Origin of the sequence: Pseudomonas sp. Marseille-Q5299 (assembly GCF_943737035.1) — a bacterium.
Lineage (GTDB): Bacteria > Pseudomonadota > Gammaproteobacteria > Pseudomonadales > Pseudomonadaceae > Aquipseudomonas > Aquipseudomonas putida_E.
Genome location: NZ_CALSFR010000003.1, coordinates 21,975 through 39,792, shown reverse-complemented (window position 1 = coordinate 39,792; position 17,818 = coordinate 21,975). Strand labels below are relative to the sequence as shown.

The window sequence follows — 17,818 nt, the reverse complement described above, 5'->3', positions numbered from 1 at the left end:
CAAGGCCGCTCCTACGGCGGCCGCGCAAGGGCGGGAATTAGTCTTCCTTGCCCTTGTTGCGCACCGCACGCTGCAGCTCGCGGTTGGAATCGCGTTCGCGCACGGTGTCGCGCTTGTCGAATTCCTTCTTGCCCTTGCCAAGCGCAATCTCGCACTTGATCAGGTGCTTGCTCCAGTACAGCGCCAGGGCCACACAGGTGTAGCCCTTCTGCGCCACCGCAGCTTCCACACGCTCCAGCTCGCGCTTGTTCAGCAGCAGCTTGCGCGAGCGGATGGGGTCGGCGATGACGTGGGTGCTGGCAGTGGTCAGCGGGGTGATGTGGCTGCCGAACAGCCAGGCTTCGCCATCCTTGAGCAGCACGTAGCTGTCGGTCAGGTGCGCCTTGCCGGCCCGCAGGCTTTTTACTTCCCAACCGGACAGGACCAGCCCGGCCTCGAACTTGTGTTCGATGAAGTAATCGTGTCGCGCCTTTTTGTTTTGCGCGATGGTCCCGGTCGGATGTTTCTTTTGTTTAGCCATAGGGGCGGCATTATAGGCAAGTCACCGCGTGGTCGGCTACGGGATTTAGGTGCGCTTGAGCCACCGCAATGAATACCGGACAATACAGGCCCTGTCTTACGCACAGAACCTGTTTTTGGCACGCTGCGAAGCCCGCCACCCAGCCTTGGAAGTGACGCCTGGATGACTACCCATATTCAACGCTCCGCCCTGCTGCCGTACCCTGCCCAGGCGCTGTACGACCTGGTCAATGATGTAGCCAGCTACCCGCAGTTCCTGCCCTGGTGCTCGGCTTCGACGGTGCTCGAAGCCAGTGACACGCACATGCGCGCCAAGCTGGAGGTGGCCAAAGGGGGCATGAGCCAGCAGTTCGTGACCCGCAATGTGCTGGTGCCGGGGCAGTCCATCGAGATGAACCTGGAAGAAGGGCCGTTCACCCAGCTGCACGGCGTGTGGGTGTTCAAGGCACTGGGTGAAAAAGCCTGCAAGATCAGCCTGGACCTGTCCTTCGATTACGCCGGGCCGATTGTGCGGGCGACCCTGGGGCCGCTGTTCAATCAGGCCGCCAACACGCTGGTGGATGCGTTCTGCCAGCGTGCCAAGCAGCTCAATACGTGATGCTGCCAAGTCATCAGGCACAAAAAAGCCCGGACTGATCCGGGCTTTTTTTGCGCCTGCATTTACTGCGGCGAGGTTTCCAGCGGGGCAGGTGTCGGCACCGGTGTGGTCTCGATGGTGTCGATCTCGCGCTGGATGGATTCTTCCACCGAACCAGGTTTGGCCGGCTTCTCTTCCGGTTGCGACGCTGGCTGGCCTGGCTGGGTGGCCGGGCTGACCGTGGTATCACCGCTGCCGCCCAGGATTTCCTGGTCGCGGCTCACGCCTGGCATGAAGTCACCCGACAGGCTGACCAGTTGGTCGCTGTCGTTGAAGAAGATGCTCATGCGCTCCTGCTGGCGTTGGCCGCCACCAGGTTGCAGGCTGTACAGGTAATCCCAACGATTGGTGTTGAAAGTATCCTGGAGCAGAGGGTTGCCCATGATAAACCTTACTTGCCGGCGGGTCATTCCGGGGCGTAATTGGTCTATCATGTCTTGCGTAACGACATTGCCCTGCTGGATGTCGATTTTGTAAACCCCGGGAAACGAGCAACCGGCGAGTGCGAGCAGTCCCACGAAGGTGAGGCTGGTTAGCAAGAGCTTGGTGTTGTTTTGCATCGGTGGGCGACTTCCACTATCTTGGCTGGACAACGTAAACCCCGATCATACCCGTATTAAGAGAAGCTGCGAAGCAGCATCGGCGAGAAAGCTGACCATGGTTGAAAATAGCGAATTGCGCAAAGCCGGTCTCAAGGTGACACTGCCTCGAGTCAAGATCCTTCAGATGCTCGACTCGACCGAGCAACGTCACATGAGCGCCGAGGATGTCTACAAGGCGCTGATGGAGGCTGGCGAGGACGTCGGCCTGGCAACCGTTTATCGCGTACTCACCCAGTTCGAGGCTGCTGGACTAGTGGTACGGCACAACTTCGATGGCGGTCACGCAGTTTTCGAGCTGGCGGACGGCGGTCACCACGACCATATGGTCAACGTGGAGACCAGTGAAGTCATCGAATTCATGGACGCCGAAATCGAGCGGCGCCAAAAAGAGATCGTGGCCGAGCATGGCTACGAGCTGGTGGACCACAATCTGGTCCTCTACGTGCGTAAGAAAAAGTAACGATTTCGGTCGTTATTAAGAGCAAAGGCGACCCTGGGGTCGCCTTTGTGCTTTCTGCTGCAGGGGTAGCTGCGTGAGCCGGCTGTCGGCGATGACGCCAAGTATCACGCCTTACCGGACACCACCATCTTGCGCGCATGCGCCAGCGATTCCTTGGTCAGGTCGATCCCGCCCAGCATCCGCGCCACTTCCTCGACCCGCTCGCGCTTGCCAAGGCTGGCCACGGCAGTGTGCGTGGTGTCGCTATTGCGCACCTTGTGCACGAACAAATGATGATGGCCCTGCGCCGCGACCTGCGGCAGGTGGGTGACGGTCAGCACCTGGCCGCGCTCACCGAGGCGGCGCAGTAGCTGGCCGACGATCTCGGCCGTCGGGCCACCGATGCCCACGTCAACCTCATCGAAGACCAGTGTCGGGATGCGTGAGGTTTGCGCCGTGATGACCTGGATCGCCAGGCTGATCCGTGACAGTTCGCCACCTGAGGCCACCTTGGCCAAACCTTTGAGCGGCTGCCCGGGGTTGGCGCTCACCAGCAGCTCTATCTGCTCCAGGCCGTGTGGCGACAGGTCGCTGCTTTCGTTGGGTGTGAGTTCGATGCAGAACCGCCCGCCAGGCATGCCCAGGCGCTGGATCTCCTGTTCGACCGCGATGGCGAGCTGCTGGGCCGCCTGCTGGCGCAGGGCGCTCAACTCGATCGCCCTTTCCTGATAGTGCTTGGCATAGGCCGACAGTTCTTCGCCCAGGCGCTCTATGGATTCGTCGCTGGCATTCAGGCCTTCCAGCTCCTCCATCAACTGCTGCTGCAGGTGGGGCAGTTCGGTCGGGTGCACGCGATGTTTGCGCGCCAGGGTGTAGATGGTGTCGAGGCGCTCTTCCAGGGCCTGCAGGCGCATGGGGTCGGCGTCGAAATTGTCGAGGAAGCGGTTGAGTTCGCCTACGGCTTCTTCTATCTGGATCTGTGCGCTGGCGATGAGGTTGGCGGCTTCACCCAGCGCCTTGGGGGTGTTGGCTGCGGCGCCCAGGCGATTGAGGCTGGAGGTGAGGGCGCCTAGCACATTGCCTGAGTCGCTTTCGCTGCATTGGTCGATGACCTGGCGGCAGATGCCGAACAGGGCCTCAGCGTTGGTCAGGTTCTTGTGTTCCTGCTCCAGCTGCTCCAGTTCGTTTTCACCCAGGCCAAGGTTGTCGAGCTCTTCCAGCTGATAGCTGAGCAACTGGTGGCGTGCGCGCTGCTCATCGCCGGAGTTGGACAGGCGCTCGAGCTCCAGGCGGGTCTGGTTCCAGCGCTTTGCGGCCAACTGGACCTGGCGGGACAGGTCGATGGCGCCGGCATATTCGTCGAGCAGGCGGCGGTGGGTGTCGGTCTTGAGTAGCGACTGATGCTCATGCTGGCTGTGAATGTCGATCAGCAGTTCACCGAGCGCCTTCAGGTCACCCAGTGGGCAGGGCGTGCCGTTTATGTAGCCGCGGCTGCGGCCTTCGGCAGTGATGACACGGCGCAGGATGCAAAGGCCGTCGTTGTTCAGGTCGCGCTCGGCCAGCCAGGTGTGCGCTTCGGGGATATCCACCAGATCGAAGGTGGCCAGGATGTCCGCCTTGTCCGCGCCAGGGCGCACCACGCCGCTGTCGGCGCGATCACCAAGGGCCAGGCCGAGGGCGTCGAGCATGATCGATTTGCCTGCGCCGGTCTCGCCGGTGATGACGGACATGCCGCGGGCGAGTTCGAGATCGAGGTGTTCGACGATGGCGTAGTTGTGAATGGACAGATGCACCAGCATGGGGCGGCTCCCGAGAAGTCAGGTCTGGTTATTTATACAGTACTTTTTTCGAGCCTGCCAATGCCTGCTCGCAGTTTCCATCGTCGACCTGAAAACCGCTTTGCCCCTTGAAGCTGATTTTTCCGGCCCCATATAGCCGGCAGACACGGCGAGCTTTGCTCGTACTACAGAGATTGCGGAGGAGAGACCCCATGGCTGACGAACAGCTGAATGAGAAAGACCTTAACGCCGAAGAGGCTGGTGCAGTGGATAACGGCGCCCGCGTTCAAGAGCTCGAGGAGCAGCTGGCCGCCGCCAAGGATCAGTCCCTGCGTGCCGTCGCCGACCTGCAGAACGTGCGTCGCCGCGCCGAGCAGGATGTCGAGAAGGCGCACAAATTCGCCCTGGAGAAGTTTGCCGGCGACCTGTTGCCGGTGATCGACAGCTTGGAGCTGGCTCTGGCGCACTCCAGCGCTGAAGATGAGCAGGTCAAGAAGATCCGTGAAGGCGTCGAACTGACCCTCAAGATGTTCCAGGACACCCTCAAGCGTTACAACCTCGAAGCCATCGACCCGCACGGCCAGCCGTTCAATGCCGAGCACCATCAGGCCATGGCCATGCAGGAAAGCGCCGAGGTAGAGCCCAACAGCGTGCTGAACGTGTTCCAGAAGGGCTACCTGCTCAACGGCCGCCTGCTGCGCCCTGCCATGGTGGTGGTCAGCAAGGCGCCGAGCGCGCCGCAGCCTTCGATCGATGAAAAGGCTTGAAATCTGACGGGCCATCCCCATCTAGGTGTCAAGCCTTCAAGTATTACCGCAGTTGGCCAAAGTAGTCGCTGCTACCAAATTCAAGTTTCGGGAGAGTAAACATGGGCAAAATCATCGGTATCGACCTGGGGACCACCAACTCGTGCGTCTCCATTCTGGAAAACGGTAACGTCAAGGTCATCGAAAACGCCGAAGGTGCGCGTACCACCCCTTCGATCGTGGCCTACGCCAATGATGGCGAAATCCTGGTTGGCCAGTCGGCCAAGCGCCAGGCCGTCACCAACCCGCACAACACCCTGTTCGCAGTGAAGCGCCTCATCGGCCGCCGCTTCGAAGAAGATGTCGTGCAGAAAGACATCAAGCTGGTGCCGTACAAGATCGTCAAGGCTAACAACGGTGACGCCTGGGTCGAGGCTGCCGGCAAGGAAATGGCGCCGCCGCAGATCAGCGCCGAAGTTCTGAAAAAGATGAAGAAGACCGCCGAAGACTACCTCGGCGAGCCAGTCACCGAAGCGGTCATCACCGTTCCGGCCTACTTCAACGACAGCCAGCGTCAGGCCACCAAAGACGCCGGTCGCATCGCGGGCCTGGACGTAAAGCGCATCATCAACGAACCGACCGCTGCTGCGCTGGCCTATGGCATGGACAAGGCCAAGGGCGACCACACTGTCATCGTTTATGACCTGGGTGGCGGTACCTTCGACGTATCGGTCATCGAAATCGCCGAAGTTGACGGTGAGCACCAGTTCGAAGTGCTGGCCACCAACGGCGACACCTTCCTGGGTGGCGAAGACTTCGACATGCGCCTGATCGACTACCTCGTCGACGAGTTCAAGAAAGAGTCGGGCATGGACCTGAAGAACGACCCTCTGGCCCTGCAGCGTCTGAAAGAAGCCGCGGAAAAGGCCAAGATCGAACTGTCCTCCGCTCAGTCGACCGACGTCAACCTGCCGTACATCACTGCAGATGCGACCGGTCCGAAGCACCTGAACGTGAAGATCTCCCGCGCCAAGCTGGAGTCGCTGGTGGAAGACCTGGTCAACCGTACCATCGAGCCTTGCCGCATCGCCCTGAAAGACGCAGGCATCGACGCCAGCAAGATCGACGACGTGATCCTGGTCGGTGGCCAGACCCGTATGCCGCTGGTTCAGAAGGCCGTTGCCGATTTCTTCGGCAAGGAAGCCCGCAAGGACGTCAACCCGGACGAAGCAGTTGCCATGGGCGCTGCCATCCAGGGTGCCGTACTGGCCGGTGACGTGAAAGACGTACTGCTGCTGGACGTCAGCCCGCTGACCCTGGGTATCGAAACCATGGGCGGCGTGATGACCCCGCTGATCGAGAAGAACACCACCATTCCGACCAAGAAGTCGCAGGTGTTCTCGACTGCCGACGACAACCAGGGCGCAGTGACCATTCATGTGCTGCAGGGTGAGCGCAAGCAGGCTTCGCAGAACAAGTCGCTGGGCAAGTTCGACCTGGCTGACATCCCGCCAGCACCGCGTGGTGTTCCGCAGATCGAAGTGACCTTCGACATTGATGCCAACGGCATCCTGCACGTCGGCGCCAAAGACAAGGCCACCGGCAAGACCCAGTCGATCGTGATCAAGGCCAACTCCGGTCTGTCCGACGAAGAGATCGAAAAAATGGTGCGTGACGCCGAGGCCAATGCCGAGGAAGACCGTAAGTTCGAAGAGCTGGCCGCTGCCCGCAACCAGGGTGACGCGCTGGTTCACTCGACCCGCAAGATGGTCGCTGACGCCGGTGACAAGGTCACTGCCGAAGAGAAGACTGCCATCGAAGCGGCTGTGGTTGCTCTGGAAGCCGCTGTGAAGGGCGATGACAAGGCTGCCATCGATGCCAAGGTCGAAGAGCTGTCCAAGGTCTCCGCGCCGGTAGCCCAGAAGATGTACGCCGAGCAGTCGGCCGAACAGCCTCAGGGCGGCGCTCAGCAGGCCGAGCCGGAAGCCAAGCACGATGACGTGGTTGACGCCGAGTTCGAAGAAGTGAAAGGCGACGACAAGAAGTAATCGTTGCATGTTGTCGGCCAGCCCACCGCCGTTTGGCGGTGAGCTGGTAGGATGTCGCCGCGCGGGGGCTTGCTCCCGCGTTGGCGTATCTGGAATTCGAGAATTTTTACAGCATTTGTCTGGGCCGCATCGGGTCTTCAGGCGGGTGCTGACGGCGCGGCGCGGATGCCGAACGCCCAACAAGGTGCAAATGACCTATGTCCAAGCGTGATTATTATGAGGTCCTGGGTGTCGAGCGCGGCGCCAGTGAAGCAGACCTGAAAAAGGCTTATCGCCGCCTGGCGATGAAGTACCACCCGGACCGCAACCCGGGCGACAAAGAGTCCGAAGACAAGTTCAAGGAGGCCAACGAGGCCTACGAAGTACTGTCTGACGCGAGCAAGCGGGCGGCGTTCGACCAGTATGGTCACGCCGGCGTCGACCCGAGCATGGGTGGCGGCGGTGCAGGCTTCGGTGGCGCCAACTTCTCCGACATCTTTGGCGATGTGTTCAGTGACTTCTTCGGTGGTGGTCGTGGCGGTGGTCGTGGTGGCGCTTCGCGCGGCAGCGACCTGCGCTACACCCTGGAGCTGAACCTGGAAGAAGCCGTGCGCGGCACCACGGTCAGCATTCGGGTGCCGACCCTGGTCAACTGCCAGCCTTGTGACGGCAGTGGTGCGAAGAAGGGTTCGACCCCGTCGACCTGCCCGACGTGCGGCGGTATCGGCCAGGTGCGCATGCAGCAGGGCTTCTTCTCGGTGCAGCAGACCTGCCCGCGCTGCCATGGCCAGGGCAAGATCATCACCGACCCTTGCGGTTCGTGCCACGGTGAAGGCCGTGTCGAGGAATACAAGACCCTGTCGGTCAAGGTGCCGGCCGGCGTCGACACTGGCGACCGCATCCGCCTGTCCGGCGAAGGCGAGGCAGGCACCCATGGTGGCCCGACCGGCGACCTTTACGTGGTGATCAACGTGCGTGAGCACGAGATTTTCCAGCGTGACGGCAAGCACCTGTATTGCGAAGTGCCTATCAGCTATACCGATGCCGCTCTGGGTGGCGAGCTGGAAGTGCCGACCCTCGATGGTCGTGTGAAGCTGAAGATCCCGGAAGGCACGCAGACCGGCAAGCAGTTCCGCCTGCGTGGCAAGGGTGTGGCACCGGTGCGTGGTGGTGGTGCGGGTGACCTGCTGTGCCGCGTTGCGGTCGAGACCCCGGTCAACCTCAGCCGTCGCCAGCGTGAACTGCTCGAAGAGCTGCGCGACTCGCTCGAAGGCGACAGCTCCCACTCGCCCAAGGCCAATGGCTGGTTCGATGGCGTGAAGCGCTTCTTCGGCGATCTCTGACAAGGAACAGGCTATGCGACGTATTGCAGTGATGGGCGCGGCAGGGCGGATGGGCAAGACCCTGATCGAAGCCGTGCAGCAAACCCCGGGTGCCGGGCTGACGGCGGCGATCGACCGCCCGGACAGCTCGCTGGTCGGTGCGGATGCCGGTGAGTTGGCGGCGCTCGGTCGGATCGGTGTGCTGTTGTCGGATGACCTGGCCAAGGTTGCCGACGAATTCGACGTGCTGATCGACTTCACTCACCCTTCGGTGACCCTGAAGAACCTGGCGTTCTGCCGCAAGCATGGCAAGGCGATGATCATCGGCACCACCGGTTTCACCAGCGAGGAGAAGCAGCTGCTGGCCGAGGCGGGCAAGGATATCCCGATCGTCTTCGCCGCCAACTTCAGCGTAGGCGTCAACCTCAGCCTGAAGTTGCTGGACATGGCGGCGCGTGTGCTGGGCGATGATGTCGACATCGAGATCATCGAGGCGCACCACCGGCACAAGGTCGACGCGCCGTCAGGCACTGCGCTGCGCATGGGTGAGGTGGTTGCCAATGCCCTGGGCCGTGATCTGCAGGAAGTGGCGGTGTATGGTCGTGAGGGCCAGACGGGCGCGCGTGATCGCCAGACCATCGGCTTTGCCACCGTGCGTGCCGGCGATGTGGTCGGTGACCACACCGTGCTGTTCGCCGCTGAAGGTGAGCGCCTGGAAATCACCCACAAGGCTTCCAGCCGCATGACCTTCGCCAAGGGTGCGGTGCGTGCCGCGCTGTGGCTGGATGGGCGCGAGGCGGGCTTGTACGACATGCAGGATGTGCTGGAGCTGCGTTAAGCCGTTCCCTCGGGCTACATGTGATCCCTGGTAGGAGCGGCCTTGTGTCGCGAAAGGACTGCTCAGCAGTCCCAGGATATCTGTGGCGCCGCTGATATCCTGGGGCCGCTTTGCGACCCTTTCGCGACACAAGGCCGCTCCTACGCGCGTGTTCATTGCCCAAGAAGGTCAGCCTGTCGCAATCATGTGTTTTAGAGGCACATTTGCGGTAGACCAAAAAAGCACTTTTCTGTAAGCTACAGCTTTAGTGTGTCCACTAAAAGCGCGCAGCGAATTGAATTCAGCACATAGAAGCGGGGTGACGTGTCCATACGTCACTCCGCTTTTTTGCAACCTGCGATCGCCCTTTCATGCTTGATTTACGGGAGGTCTTCTTGACAAAGCCAGCCATACTCGCCCTTGCCGACGGCAGTATTTTTCGCGGTGAAGCCATCGGAGCCGACGGTCAGACCGTTGGTGAGGTGGTGTTCAACACCGCTATGACCGGCTACCAGGAAATCCTTACAGACCCTTCCTACGCGCAGCAAATCGTTACTCTGACCTACCCGCACATTGGCAACACCGGCACCACCCCGGAAGACGCCGAGTCGAACCGTGTCTGGTCCGCCGGCCTGGTCATCCGTGACCTGCCGCTGCTGGCCAGCAACTGGCGTAACACCCAGTCGCTGCCTGACTACCTCAAGGCCAACAATGTCGTTGCCATCGCCGGCATCGACACCCGTCGCCTGACCCGTATCCTGCGTGAAAAGGGCGCTCAGAACGGCTGCATCCTCGCCGGTGACAACATCAGCGAAGAAGCCGCCATCGCCGCTGCCCGCGCCTTCCCTGGCCTCAAGGGCATGGACCTGGCCAAGGTCGTTTCCACCAAGGAGCGTTACGAGTGGCGCTCCAGCGTTTGGGAGCTGAAAACCGACAGCCACCCGACCCTGGAAGCTTCCGAGCTGCCGTACCACGTTGTTGCCTTCGACTACGGCGTCAAGCTGAACATCCTGCGCATGTTGGTCGCCCGTGGCTGCCGCGTGACCGTGGTGCCTGCCCAGACCCCGGCCAGCGAAGTGCTCGCGCTCAACCCCGATGGTGTGTTCCTGTCCAACGGCCCTGGTGATCCAGAGCCATGCGACTACGCGATCCAGGCGATCAAAGAGATCCTCGACACCGATATTCCGGTGTTCGGCATCTGCCTGGGCCACCAGCTGCTGGCGCTGGCCTCTGGCGCCAAGACCGTGAAAATGGGCCACGGCCACCATGGTGCCAACCACCCGGTCCAGGACCTGGACACCGGTGTGGTCATGATCACCAGCCAGAACCACGGTTTCGCCGTAGACGAAGCCACCCTGCCGGGTAACGTCCGCGCCATCCACAAGTCGCTGTTCGACGGCACCCTGCAGGGTATCGAGCGTACCGACAAGAGCGCGTTCAGCTTCCAGGGCCACCCTGAAGCGAGCCCGGGCCCGACCGACGTCGCGCCACTGTTCGATCGTTTCACCGATGCCATGGCCAAGCGCCGCTGAGCATCCTGCTTCAAGGCCCCGGGCCGGCACCTGCCGCGCCCGGAAGCGCCTGACCCAGATTGTTCAAAGCGGCTTGCCGACTGACCCCGGATTTGAGTGACCACCATGCCAAAACGTACAGACATCAAAAGCATCCTGATTCTCGGCGCTGGCCCGATCGTGATCGGCCAGGCCTGCGAATTCGACTACTCCGGCGCCCAGGCCTGTAAAGCCCTGCGCGAGGAAGGTTTCCGCGTCATCCTGGTGAACTCCAACCCAGCCACCATCATGACCGACCCGGCCATGGCCGACGCCACCTACATCGAGCCGATCAAGTGGCAGTCGGTGGCCAAGATCATCGAAAAAGAACGCCCGGACGCCGTATTGCCGACCATGGGTGGCCAGACCGCACTGAACTGCGCCCTGGACCTGGAGCGCCACGGCGTTCTGGAGAAGTTCGGCGTAGAGATGATCGGTGCCAACGCCGACACCATCGACAAGGCCGAAGACCGCTCGCGCTTCGACAAGGCCATGAAGGACATCGGCCTGGAGTGCCCGCGCTCCGGTATCGCCCACAGCATGGAAGAGGCCAATGCGGTCCTTGAGAAGCTTGGCTTCCCATGCATCATCCGCCCGTCGTTCACCATGGGTGGCACAGGTGGTGGTATCGCTTACAACCGTGAAGAGTTCGAAGAAATCTGCACCCGTGGTCTGGACCTGTCGCCGACCAAAGAGCTGCTGATCGACGAATCGCTGATCGGCTGGAAAGAGTACGAGATGGAAGTGGTCCGCGACAAAAAGGACAACTGCATCATCGTCTGCTCGATCGAAAACTTCGACCCGATGGGCGTGCACACCGGTGACTCGATCACCGTTGCTCCGGCGCAGACCCTGACCGACAAGGAATACCAGATCATGCGCAACGCCTCGCTGGCGGTGCTGCGTGAAATTGGCGTTGAAACCGGCGGTTCCAACGTGCAGTTCGGTATCTGCCCGAACACCGGCCGCATGGTCGTGATCGAGATGAACCCGCGTGTTTCGCGTTCCTCGGCGCTGGCTTCCAAGGCAACTGGCTTCCCGATCGCCAAGATCGCCGCCAAGCTGGCCATTGGTTACACCCTGGACGAACTGCAGAACGACATCACTGGCGGCCGTACCCCGGCGTCCTTCGAGCCGTCGATCGACTACGTCGTCACCAAGCTGCCACGCTTCGCCTTCGAGAAATTCCCGAAAGCCGACGCCCGCCTGACCACCCAGATGAAGTCCGTGGGTGAAGTCATGGCCATCGGCCGTACCTTCCAGGAATCCCTGCAGAAAGCCCTGCGTGGCCTGGAAGTCGGTGCTTGCGGTCTCGACCCTAAAGTCGACCTGGCCAGCCCGGAAGCCGCTGGCATCCTCAAGCGCGAGCTGACCGTGCCGGGCGCCGAGCGCATCTGGTACGTGGCTGACGCCATGCGTTCGGGTATGACCTGCGAAGAGATCTTCGCCCTGACCGGCATCGACATGTGGTTCCTGGTTCAGATGGAAGACCTGATCAAGGAAGAAGAGAAGGTCAAGACCCTGGCCCTGTCGGCGATCGACAAGGACTATATGCTGCGCCTCAAGCGCAAGGGCTTCTCGGACCAGCGTCTGGCCAAGCTGCTCGGCATCACCGACAAGAACCTGCGCCGTCACCGCCACAAGCTGGAAGTGTTCCCGGTGTACAAGCGCGTCGACACCTGCGCTGCCGAGTTCGCCACCGACACCGCCTACCTGTACTCCACCTACGAGGAAGAGTGCGAGGCCAACCCGTCGACCCGCGACAAGATCATGATTCTGGGTGGCGGCCCTAACCGTATCGGTCAAGGCATCGAGTTCGACTATTGCTGCGTGCACGCGGCACTGGCACTGCGTGAAGACGGTTACGAGACCATCATGGTCAACTGCAACCCGGAAACCGTCTCCACCGACTACGACACCTCCGACCGCCTGTACTTCGAGCCGTTGACCCTGGAAGACGTGCTGGAAGTCTGCCGCGTCGAGAAACCAAAGGGTGTCATCGTCCACTACGGCGGCCAGACCCCGCTGAAACTGGCTCGCGCCCTGGAAGAGGCCGGCGTACCGATCATCGGTACCAGCCCGGACGCCATCGACCGTGCCGAAGACCGTGAGCGCTTCCAGCAGATGGTTCAGCGCCTGAACCTGCTGCAGCCGCCAAACGCTACCGTGCGCAGCGAAGAAGAAGCCATCCGTGCCGCGGGCGGTATCGGTTACCCGCTGGTGGTGCGCCCTTCCTACGTACTGGGCGGCCGTGCGATGGAGATCGTCTACGAACTGGACGAGCTCAAGCGCTACCTGCGTGAAGCCGTGCAAGTGTCCAACGACAGCCCGGTACTGCTGGACCACTTCCTCAACTGCGCCATCGAGATGGACGTGGATGCGGTCTGCGACGGCACCGACGTGGTGATCGGCGCGATCATGCAGCACATCGAGCAGGCCGGCGTTCACTCCGGTGACTCGGCGTGCTCGCTGCCGCCTTACTCGCTGAGCAAGGACGTGCAGGACCAGGTTCGCGATCAGGTACGCAAGATGGCCCTGGAGCTGGGCGTGGTTGGCCTGATGAACGTGCAGTTGGCCTTGCAGGGCGACAAGATCTACGTGATCGAAGTCAACCCGCGCGCCTCGCGTACCGTGCCGTTCGTGTCCAAGTGCATCGGCACTTCCCTGGCGATGATCGCTGCCCGCGTCATGGCTGGCAAAACCCTGAAAGAGCTGGGCTTCACCCAGGAAATCATCCCGAACTTCTACAGCGTCAAGGAAGCCGTCTTCCCGTTCGCCAAGTTCCCGGGGGTTGACCCGATCCTCGGCCCTGAGATGAAATCGACCGGTGAAGTCATGGGTGTCGGTGACAGCTTCGGTGAAGCGTTCGCCAAGGCTCAGATGGGTGCCAGCGAAGTGCTGCCAACGGGCGGTACCGCGTTCATCAGCGTACGTGACGACGACAAGCCGCAAGTGGCTGGAGTTGCCCGTGACCTGATCGCCCTGGGCTTCGAAGTGGTCGCTACTGCAGGTACCGCCAAGGTCATCGAGGCGGCTGGCCTGAAAGTGCGCCGCGTGAACAAGGTGACCGAAGGCCGTCCGCACGTGGTCGACATGATCAAGAACGACGAAGTGTCGTTGATCATCAACACCACCGAAGGCCGTCAGTCGATTGCCGATTCCTATTCGATTCGTCGCAATGCGTTGCAGCACAAGATTTACTGCACCACGACCATTGCGGCTGGTGAAGCCATCTGCGAAGCGCTGAAATTCGGCCCTGAAAAGACCGTTCGTCGCTTGCAGGATCTGCATGCAGGACTTAAAGCATGAGCATTACCAAGTATCCGATGACCGTTCAGGGCGCTCGCGCCCTGGAAGAGGAGCACCTGTTCCTGAGCAAGACCGAGCGCCCGCGCCTGAGCCAGGCCATTGGCGAAGCGCGCGAACTGGGCGACCTCAAGGAAAATGCCGAATACCATGCCGCCCGTGAGGAGCAGGGCATGGTCGAGGCGCGTATCCGCGACATCGAAGGCCGTCTGCAGAACTCGGTAGTGATCGACGTGACCACTATCCCTCACACCGGCAAAGTGATTTTCGGCACCACTGTGGTGCTGGCCAACACTGAAACCGATGAAGAGGTGAGCTACCAGATCGTTGGTGAGGATGAAGCCGACGTGAAGCAAGGCAAGCTCTCGAGCGGCGCACCGATCGCCCGTGCCATCATCGGCAAGGAAGAAGGTGATACTGTCGTCGTCAAGACGCCAAGCGGCTCGGTCGAGTACGAGATTGTCGAAGTCAAGCACATCTGACCGGCGCCTGCGGGCGCCATCCCTTGAGGGGATCCTCTGGCAACTGGCCCAGGTTTTCTGGGTCGGTGGCCTTTGGGTGTTCCATGTTGGGCTGGTGCCTGCGCTCAAGGTCAGTGGCCTGGCACCTTTGCTGGTACAGGATATCGCCGGGCAGATTGACCGTTGGTTGATTGGCGTGGCGTTGCTCGGGCTGCTGACGCAGCTGGCAGTACTGGCGAGGGTCGATGGCCTGGCGGCCTGGTGGCGGCAATTTCGTGGCCAGATGCTGTTGCTGGGCTTTGCGGCCTGCGTGGGGTATTACACCTTGCGCTATGGCATCTCGGTCGGCGAGCGCTGGCAGATGTTCTGTTTTCTGGTTCTGGGTTTTTCCGGCATCGTGCTGGTGGCTCAACCGGTACCGGTCAGGGCGCGCCAAGCGCGCCACTGATCGGCGCCACCGTTACTTGTAGCGGTGGATGTTGGACAGCTGTTTGTTCGGCTGTGGGTTCTTGCGGTAGATCAGCGCTTTCTTGCCGATGGTCTGCACCAGCTCGGCGCGGCCGGCCTTGCACAGCTCTGCGATGGTCTCGGCGCGCTCTTCGCGATCTTCCGAGCGAATTTCGACCTTGATCAGCTCGTGGTCGACCAGTGCGCGCTCCAGTTCGGCGATCACGCCTTCATTCAAACCGTTGCCAGCAACGATCAGGACCGGTTTCAGGTCATGACCAATGGATTTGTATTGCTTCTTCTGCTCGTTATTGAGCGGCATAATCTGACCCTTTCCGTCTGATTCTGTAAAATTGACGGGCATTTTACCCGAGGGCCTGTGGCTCCGCCCAGTCAAACACGACGCATATCATCGAGGTGCCCCGTGGTACAACGTTCCAAAAGCAGCGCTAACTGGCTGCGAGAGCATTTTAACGACCCTTTTGTTAAGCAGGCGCAGAAGGATGGCTACCGCTCGCGTGCGAGCTACAAACTGCTTGAGATCCAGGAGAAAGACCGCCTGATCCGCCCAGGCATGAGCGTGATCGACCTGGGCGCGGCGCCGGGTGGCTGGTCGCAGGTGACCAGTCGTCTGATTGGTGGCCAGGGCCGTCTGATCGCTTCGGACATTCTGGAAATGGACTCGATCCCGGACGTTACCTTCATTCAGGGCGACTTCACCCAGGATGAGGTCCTGCAGCAGATCCTCGATGCGGTCGGTGATTCGCACGTAGACCTTGTGATTTCCGACATGGCCCCCAATATGAGTGGTACGCCTGAGGTGGACATGCCGCGCGCCATGTTCCTCTGTGAGTTGGCCCTGGACCTGGCAACCCGTGTGCTCAAGCCCGGCGGTGATTTTCTGATCAAGATTTTCCAGGGCGAAGGCTTTGACATGTACCTGAAGGATGTGCGCACCAAGTTCGACAAGGTGCAGATGCGCAAGCCGTCCTCTTCGCGGGATCGCTCGCGTGAACAGTACCTGTTGGGTAAGGGTTTCAAGGGCGCTTGAATGGCGTGCTGCGGGGTGGTCGATAGTTATTTCCAATCGGCCGCCCCGTCTGGATTGTCCGAACTTGGTGTAGTCTAGATTTCACAAAGGGTTACAGACGGTGCCTGCGGTTGCGTAGGTAATGTAGTAAGTTAGGGCGATGAATATCATGCGAGGCACGGCTGCGTCGTGCGCCGGCCTCAGAGGGTAGCGAATTGAACGACATGGCAAAGAATCTGATCCTGTGGTTGATCATCGCAGCTGTCCTGGTGACAGTGATGAACAACTTCTCCAGCCCTAACGAGCCGCAGACCCTCAACTACTCCGACTTCATCCAGCAGGTCAAGGATGGCAAGGTCGAGCGTGTGACCGTCGACGGCTACATCATTACCGGCAAGCGCGCCGACGGCGACAGCTTCAAGACCGTTCGCCCGGCCATTACCGATAACGGCCTGATCGGCGACCTGGTCGACAATAACGTGGTCGTCGAAGGCAAGCAGCCCGAGCAGCAGAGCATCTGGACTCAGCTGCTGGTGGCGAGCTTCCCGATCCTGGTGATCATTGCCGTGTTCATGTTCTTCATGCGCCAGATGCAGGGCGGTGCAGGCGGCAAGGGCGGGCCGATGAGCTTCGGCAAGAGCAAGGCGCGCCTGCTTTCCGAAGACCAGGTCAAGACCACTTTGGCTGACGTTGCAGGTTGCGACGAGGCCAAGGAAGAAGTCGGCGAGCTGGTCGAGTTCCTGCGCGACCCGGGCAAGTTCCAGCGTCTGGGTGGCCGCATCCCGCGTGGTGTGCTGATGGTCGGCCCGCCGGGTACCGGTAAGACCTTGCTGGCCAAGGCGATTGCCGGCGAAGCCAAGGTGCCTTTCTTCACCATTTCCGGTTCGGACTTCGTCGAGATGTTCGTCGGTGTGGGTGCCAGCCGTGTGCGCGACATGTTCGAGCAGGCCAAAAAGCACGCCCCATGCATTATCTTCATCGACGAGATCGACGCCGTTGGTCGCCACCGTGGCGCCGGCATGGGCGGTGGTCACGACGAGCGTGAGCAGACCCTCAACCAGTTGCTGGTCGAGATGGACGGCTTTGAAATGAACGATGGCATCATCGTCATTGCCGCCACCAACCGTCCGGACGTACTGGACCCGGCCCTGCTGCGTCCTGGCCGCTTCGACCGCCAGGTGGTGGTCGGCCTGCCAGACATCCGTGGTCGTGAGCAGATCCTCAAGGTTCACATGCGCAAGGTTCCGATCGGCGAGAACGTCAACCCGGCAGTCATTGCCCGTGGTACTCCAGGCTTCTCCGGTGCTGACCTTGCCAACCTGGTCAACGAAGCTTCGCTGTTCGCTGCGCGCTCCAACAAGCGCCTGGTCGAGATGAAAGAGTTCGAACTGGCCAAAGACAAGATCATGATGGGCGCCGAGCGCAAGACCATGGTCATGTCCGAGAAGGAAAAACAGAACACCGCTTACCACGAGGCCGGTCACGCCATCGTTGGTCGCCTGGTGCCTGAGCATGACCCGGTTTACAAGGTCTCGATCATCCCGCGCGGTCGCGCCCTGGGTGTGACCATGTTCCTGCCCGAGGAAGACCGTTACAGCCTGTCCAAGCGTGCTCTGATCAGCCAGATCTGCTCGCTGTACGGTGGCCGTATCGCCGAGGAAATGACCTTGGGCTTCGACGGTGTTACCACCGGTGCCTCGAACGACATCATGCGTGCCAGCCAGATTGCCCGGAACATGGTCACCAAGTGGGGCCTGTCCGAGAAGCTCGGCCCGCTGATGTATGCCGAAGAAGAGGGCGAGGTTTTCCTCGGCCGCAGCGCCGGCAGCCAGCACGCCAGTGTTTCTGGCGAAACGGCCAAGCTGATCGACTCGGAAGTGCGCAGCATCATCGACCAGTGCTACGCCACTGCCAAGCAGCTGCTGACCGACAACCGCGACAAGCTCGATGCCATGGCCGAAGCGCTGATGAAGTACGAGACCATCGACGCCGACCAGATCGACGACATCATGTCCGGTCGTACGCCTCGCGAACCGCGTGACTGGGATGACGACAAGACTTCGGGCACGCCTGCTGCCCAGAATGATCGCCCTGAATCGCCGATCGGCGGCCCAGCGGCTCAACACTAAGGGCATCT

General features: G+C 61.0%; 16 protein-coding genes. 12 read left to right on the top strand and 4 right to left on the bottom strand.

The features are described from left to right. Positions 1-37: 37 nt before the first annotated feature. The gene (gene smpB, locus NGJ21_RS08900) at positions 38-520 is read right to left on the bottom strand and encodes an SsrA-binding protein SmpB (protein WP_012312633.1); all 483 of its coding nucleotides are present in this window, start codon (positions 518-520) and stop codon (positions 38-40) included. Between the two features lie 162 nt (positions 521-682). Between smpB and NGJ21_RS08895 the strand changes: the two genes are divergently transcribed. Then, positions 683-1,117 (top strand): type II toxin-antitoxin system RatA family toxin, encoded by a 435-nt coding sequence (locus NGJ21_RS08895; protein WP_012312635.1) that lies wholly within the window; start codon positions 683-685, stop codon positions 1,115-1,117. 62 nt (positions 1,118-1,179) lie between these two features. Here NGJ21_RS08895 and NGJ21_RS08890 read toward each other — a convergent pair whose 3' ends face one another. Further along, on the bottom strand, positions 1,180-1,716 hold the full coding sequence (locus NGJ21_RS08890; RefSeq protein WP_046788146.1) for an outer membrane protein assembly factor BamE: 537 nt from the start codon (positions 1,714-1,716) through the stop codon (positions 1,180-1,182). 97 nt (positions 1,717-1,813) lie between these two features. Between NGJ21_RS08890 and fur the strand changes: the two genes are divergently transcribed. Continuing rightward, on the top strand, positions 1,814-2,218 hold the full coding sequence (gene fur, locus NGJ21_RS08885; RefSeq protein ID WP_008096237.1) for a ferric iron uptake transcriptional regulator: 405 nt from the start codon (positions 1,814-1,816) through the stop codon (positions 2,216-2,218). A 104-nt stretch (positions 2,219-2,322) separates the two neighbouring features. Here fur and recN read toward each other — a convergent pair whose 3' ends face one another. Further along, positions 2,323-3,996, bottom strand: coding sequence for a DNA repair protein RecN (gene recN / locus NGJ21_RS08880; RefSeq protein ID WP_115273541.1), 1,674 nt, complete (start codon positions 3,994-3,996; stop codon positions 2,323-2,325). A gap of 191 nt (positions 3,997-4,187) precedes the next feature. Between recN and grpE the strand changes: the two genes are divergently transcribed. The 8 genes from grpE (at position 4,188) to NGJ21_RS08840 (ending at position 14,652) form a co-directional block, all read left to right on the top strand. Further along, positions 4,188-4,742 carry a nucleotide exchange factor GrpE gene (gene grpE / locus NGJ21_RS08875; RefSeq protein ID WP_012312638.1) on the top strand — a complete coding sequence of 185 codons (555 nt, stop codon included), beginning with the start codon at positions 4,188-4,190 and terminating at the stop codon, positions 4,740-4,742. 101 nt (positions 4,743-4,843) lie between these two features. Next, positions 4,844-6,769: a molecular chaperone DnaK gene (gene dnaK, locus NGJ21_RS08870; RefSeq protein ID WP_046788149.1), complete on the top strand. Its 1,926-nt coding sequence runs from the start codon at positions 4,844-4,846 to the stop codon at positions 6,767-6,769. A gap of 197 nt (positions 6,770-6,966) precedes the next feature. After that, entirely contained in the window at positions 6,967-8,091 is a 1,125-nt protein-coding gene (gene dnaJ / locus NGJ21_RS08865; protein ID WP_039602362.1) for a molecular chaperone DnaJ, read from the top strand. Between the two features lie 13 nt (positions 8,092-8,104). Continuing rightward, positions 8,105-8,908 carry a 4-hydroxy-tetrahydrodipicolinate reductase gene (gene dapB / locus NGJ21_RS08860; protein WP_046788150.1) on the top strand — a complete coding sequence of 268 codons (804 nt, stop codon included), beginning with the start codon at positions 8,105-8,107 and terminating at the stop codon, positions 8,906-8,908. A 374-nt stretch (positions 8,909-9,282) separates the two neighbouring features. Continuing rightward, positions 9,283-10,419 carry a glutamine-hydrolyzing carbamoyl-phosphate synthase small subunit gene (gene carA, locus NGJ21_RS08855; protein ID WP_039602472.1) on the top strand — a complete coding sequence of 379 codons (1,137 nt, stop codon included), beginning with the start codon at positions 9,283-9,285 and terminating at the stop codon, positions 10,417-10,419. A 105-nt stretch (positions 10,420-10,524) separates the two neighbouring features. Further along, a complete protein-coding gene (gene carB, locus NGJ21_RS08850) occupies positions 10,525-13,746 on the top strand; it encodes a carbamoyl-phosphate synthase large subunit (protein ID WP_012312643.1) in 3,222 nt (1,073 codons plus the stop codon). Further along, positions 13,743-14,225, top strand: coding sequence for a transcription elongation factor GreA (greA, locus tag NGJ21_RS08845; protein ID WP_012312644.1), 483 nt, complete (start codon positions 13,743-13,745; stop codon positions 14,223-14,225). The genes carB and greA overlap by 4 nt, the downstream gene beginning before the upstream one ends. Further along, positions 14,203-14,652 carry a hypothetical protein gene (locus tag NGJ21_RS08840; RefSeq protein WP_012312645.1) on the top strand — a complete coding sequence of 150 codons (450 nt, stop codon included), beginning with the start codon at positions 14,203-14,205 and terminating at the stop codon, positions 14,650-14,652. Before greA ends, NGJ21_RS08840 begins: the two co-directional genes overlap by 23 nt. Positions 14,653-14,664: 12 nt before the next feature. Here NGJ21_RS08840 and yhbY read toward each other — a convergent pair whose 3' ends face one another. Continuing rightward, positions 14,665-14,973, bottom strand: coding sequence for a ribosome assembly RNA-binding protein YhbY (gene yhbY, locus NGJ21_RS08835; RefSeq protein ID WP_003249945.1), 309 nt, complete (start codon positions 14,971-14,973; stop codon positions 14,665-14,667). A 102-nt stretch (positions 14,974-15,075) separates the two neighbouring features. On the opposite strand from yhbY, the gene rlmE reads away from it, so the two are divergent. Beyond that, positions 15,076-15,702, top strand: a complete 627-nt coding sequence (rlmE, locus tag NGJ21_RS08830; protein ID WP_012312646.1) for a 23S rRNA (uridine(2552)-2'-O)-methyltransferase RlmE — start codon at positions 15,076-15,078, stop codon at positions 15,700-15,702. Between the two features lie 203 nt (positions 15,703-15,905). Further along, the gene (gene ftsH, locus NGJ21_RS08825) at positions 15,906-17,810 is read left to right on the top strand and encodes an ATP-dependent zinc metalloprotease FtsH (RefSeq protein WP_012312647.1); all 1,905 of its coding nucleotides are present in this window, start codon (positions 15,906-15,908) and stop codon (positions 17,808-17,810) included. The last annotated feature ends 8 nt before the right edge of the window (positions 17,811-17,818 follow it).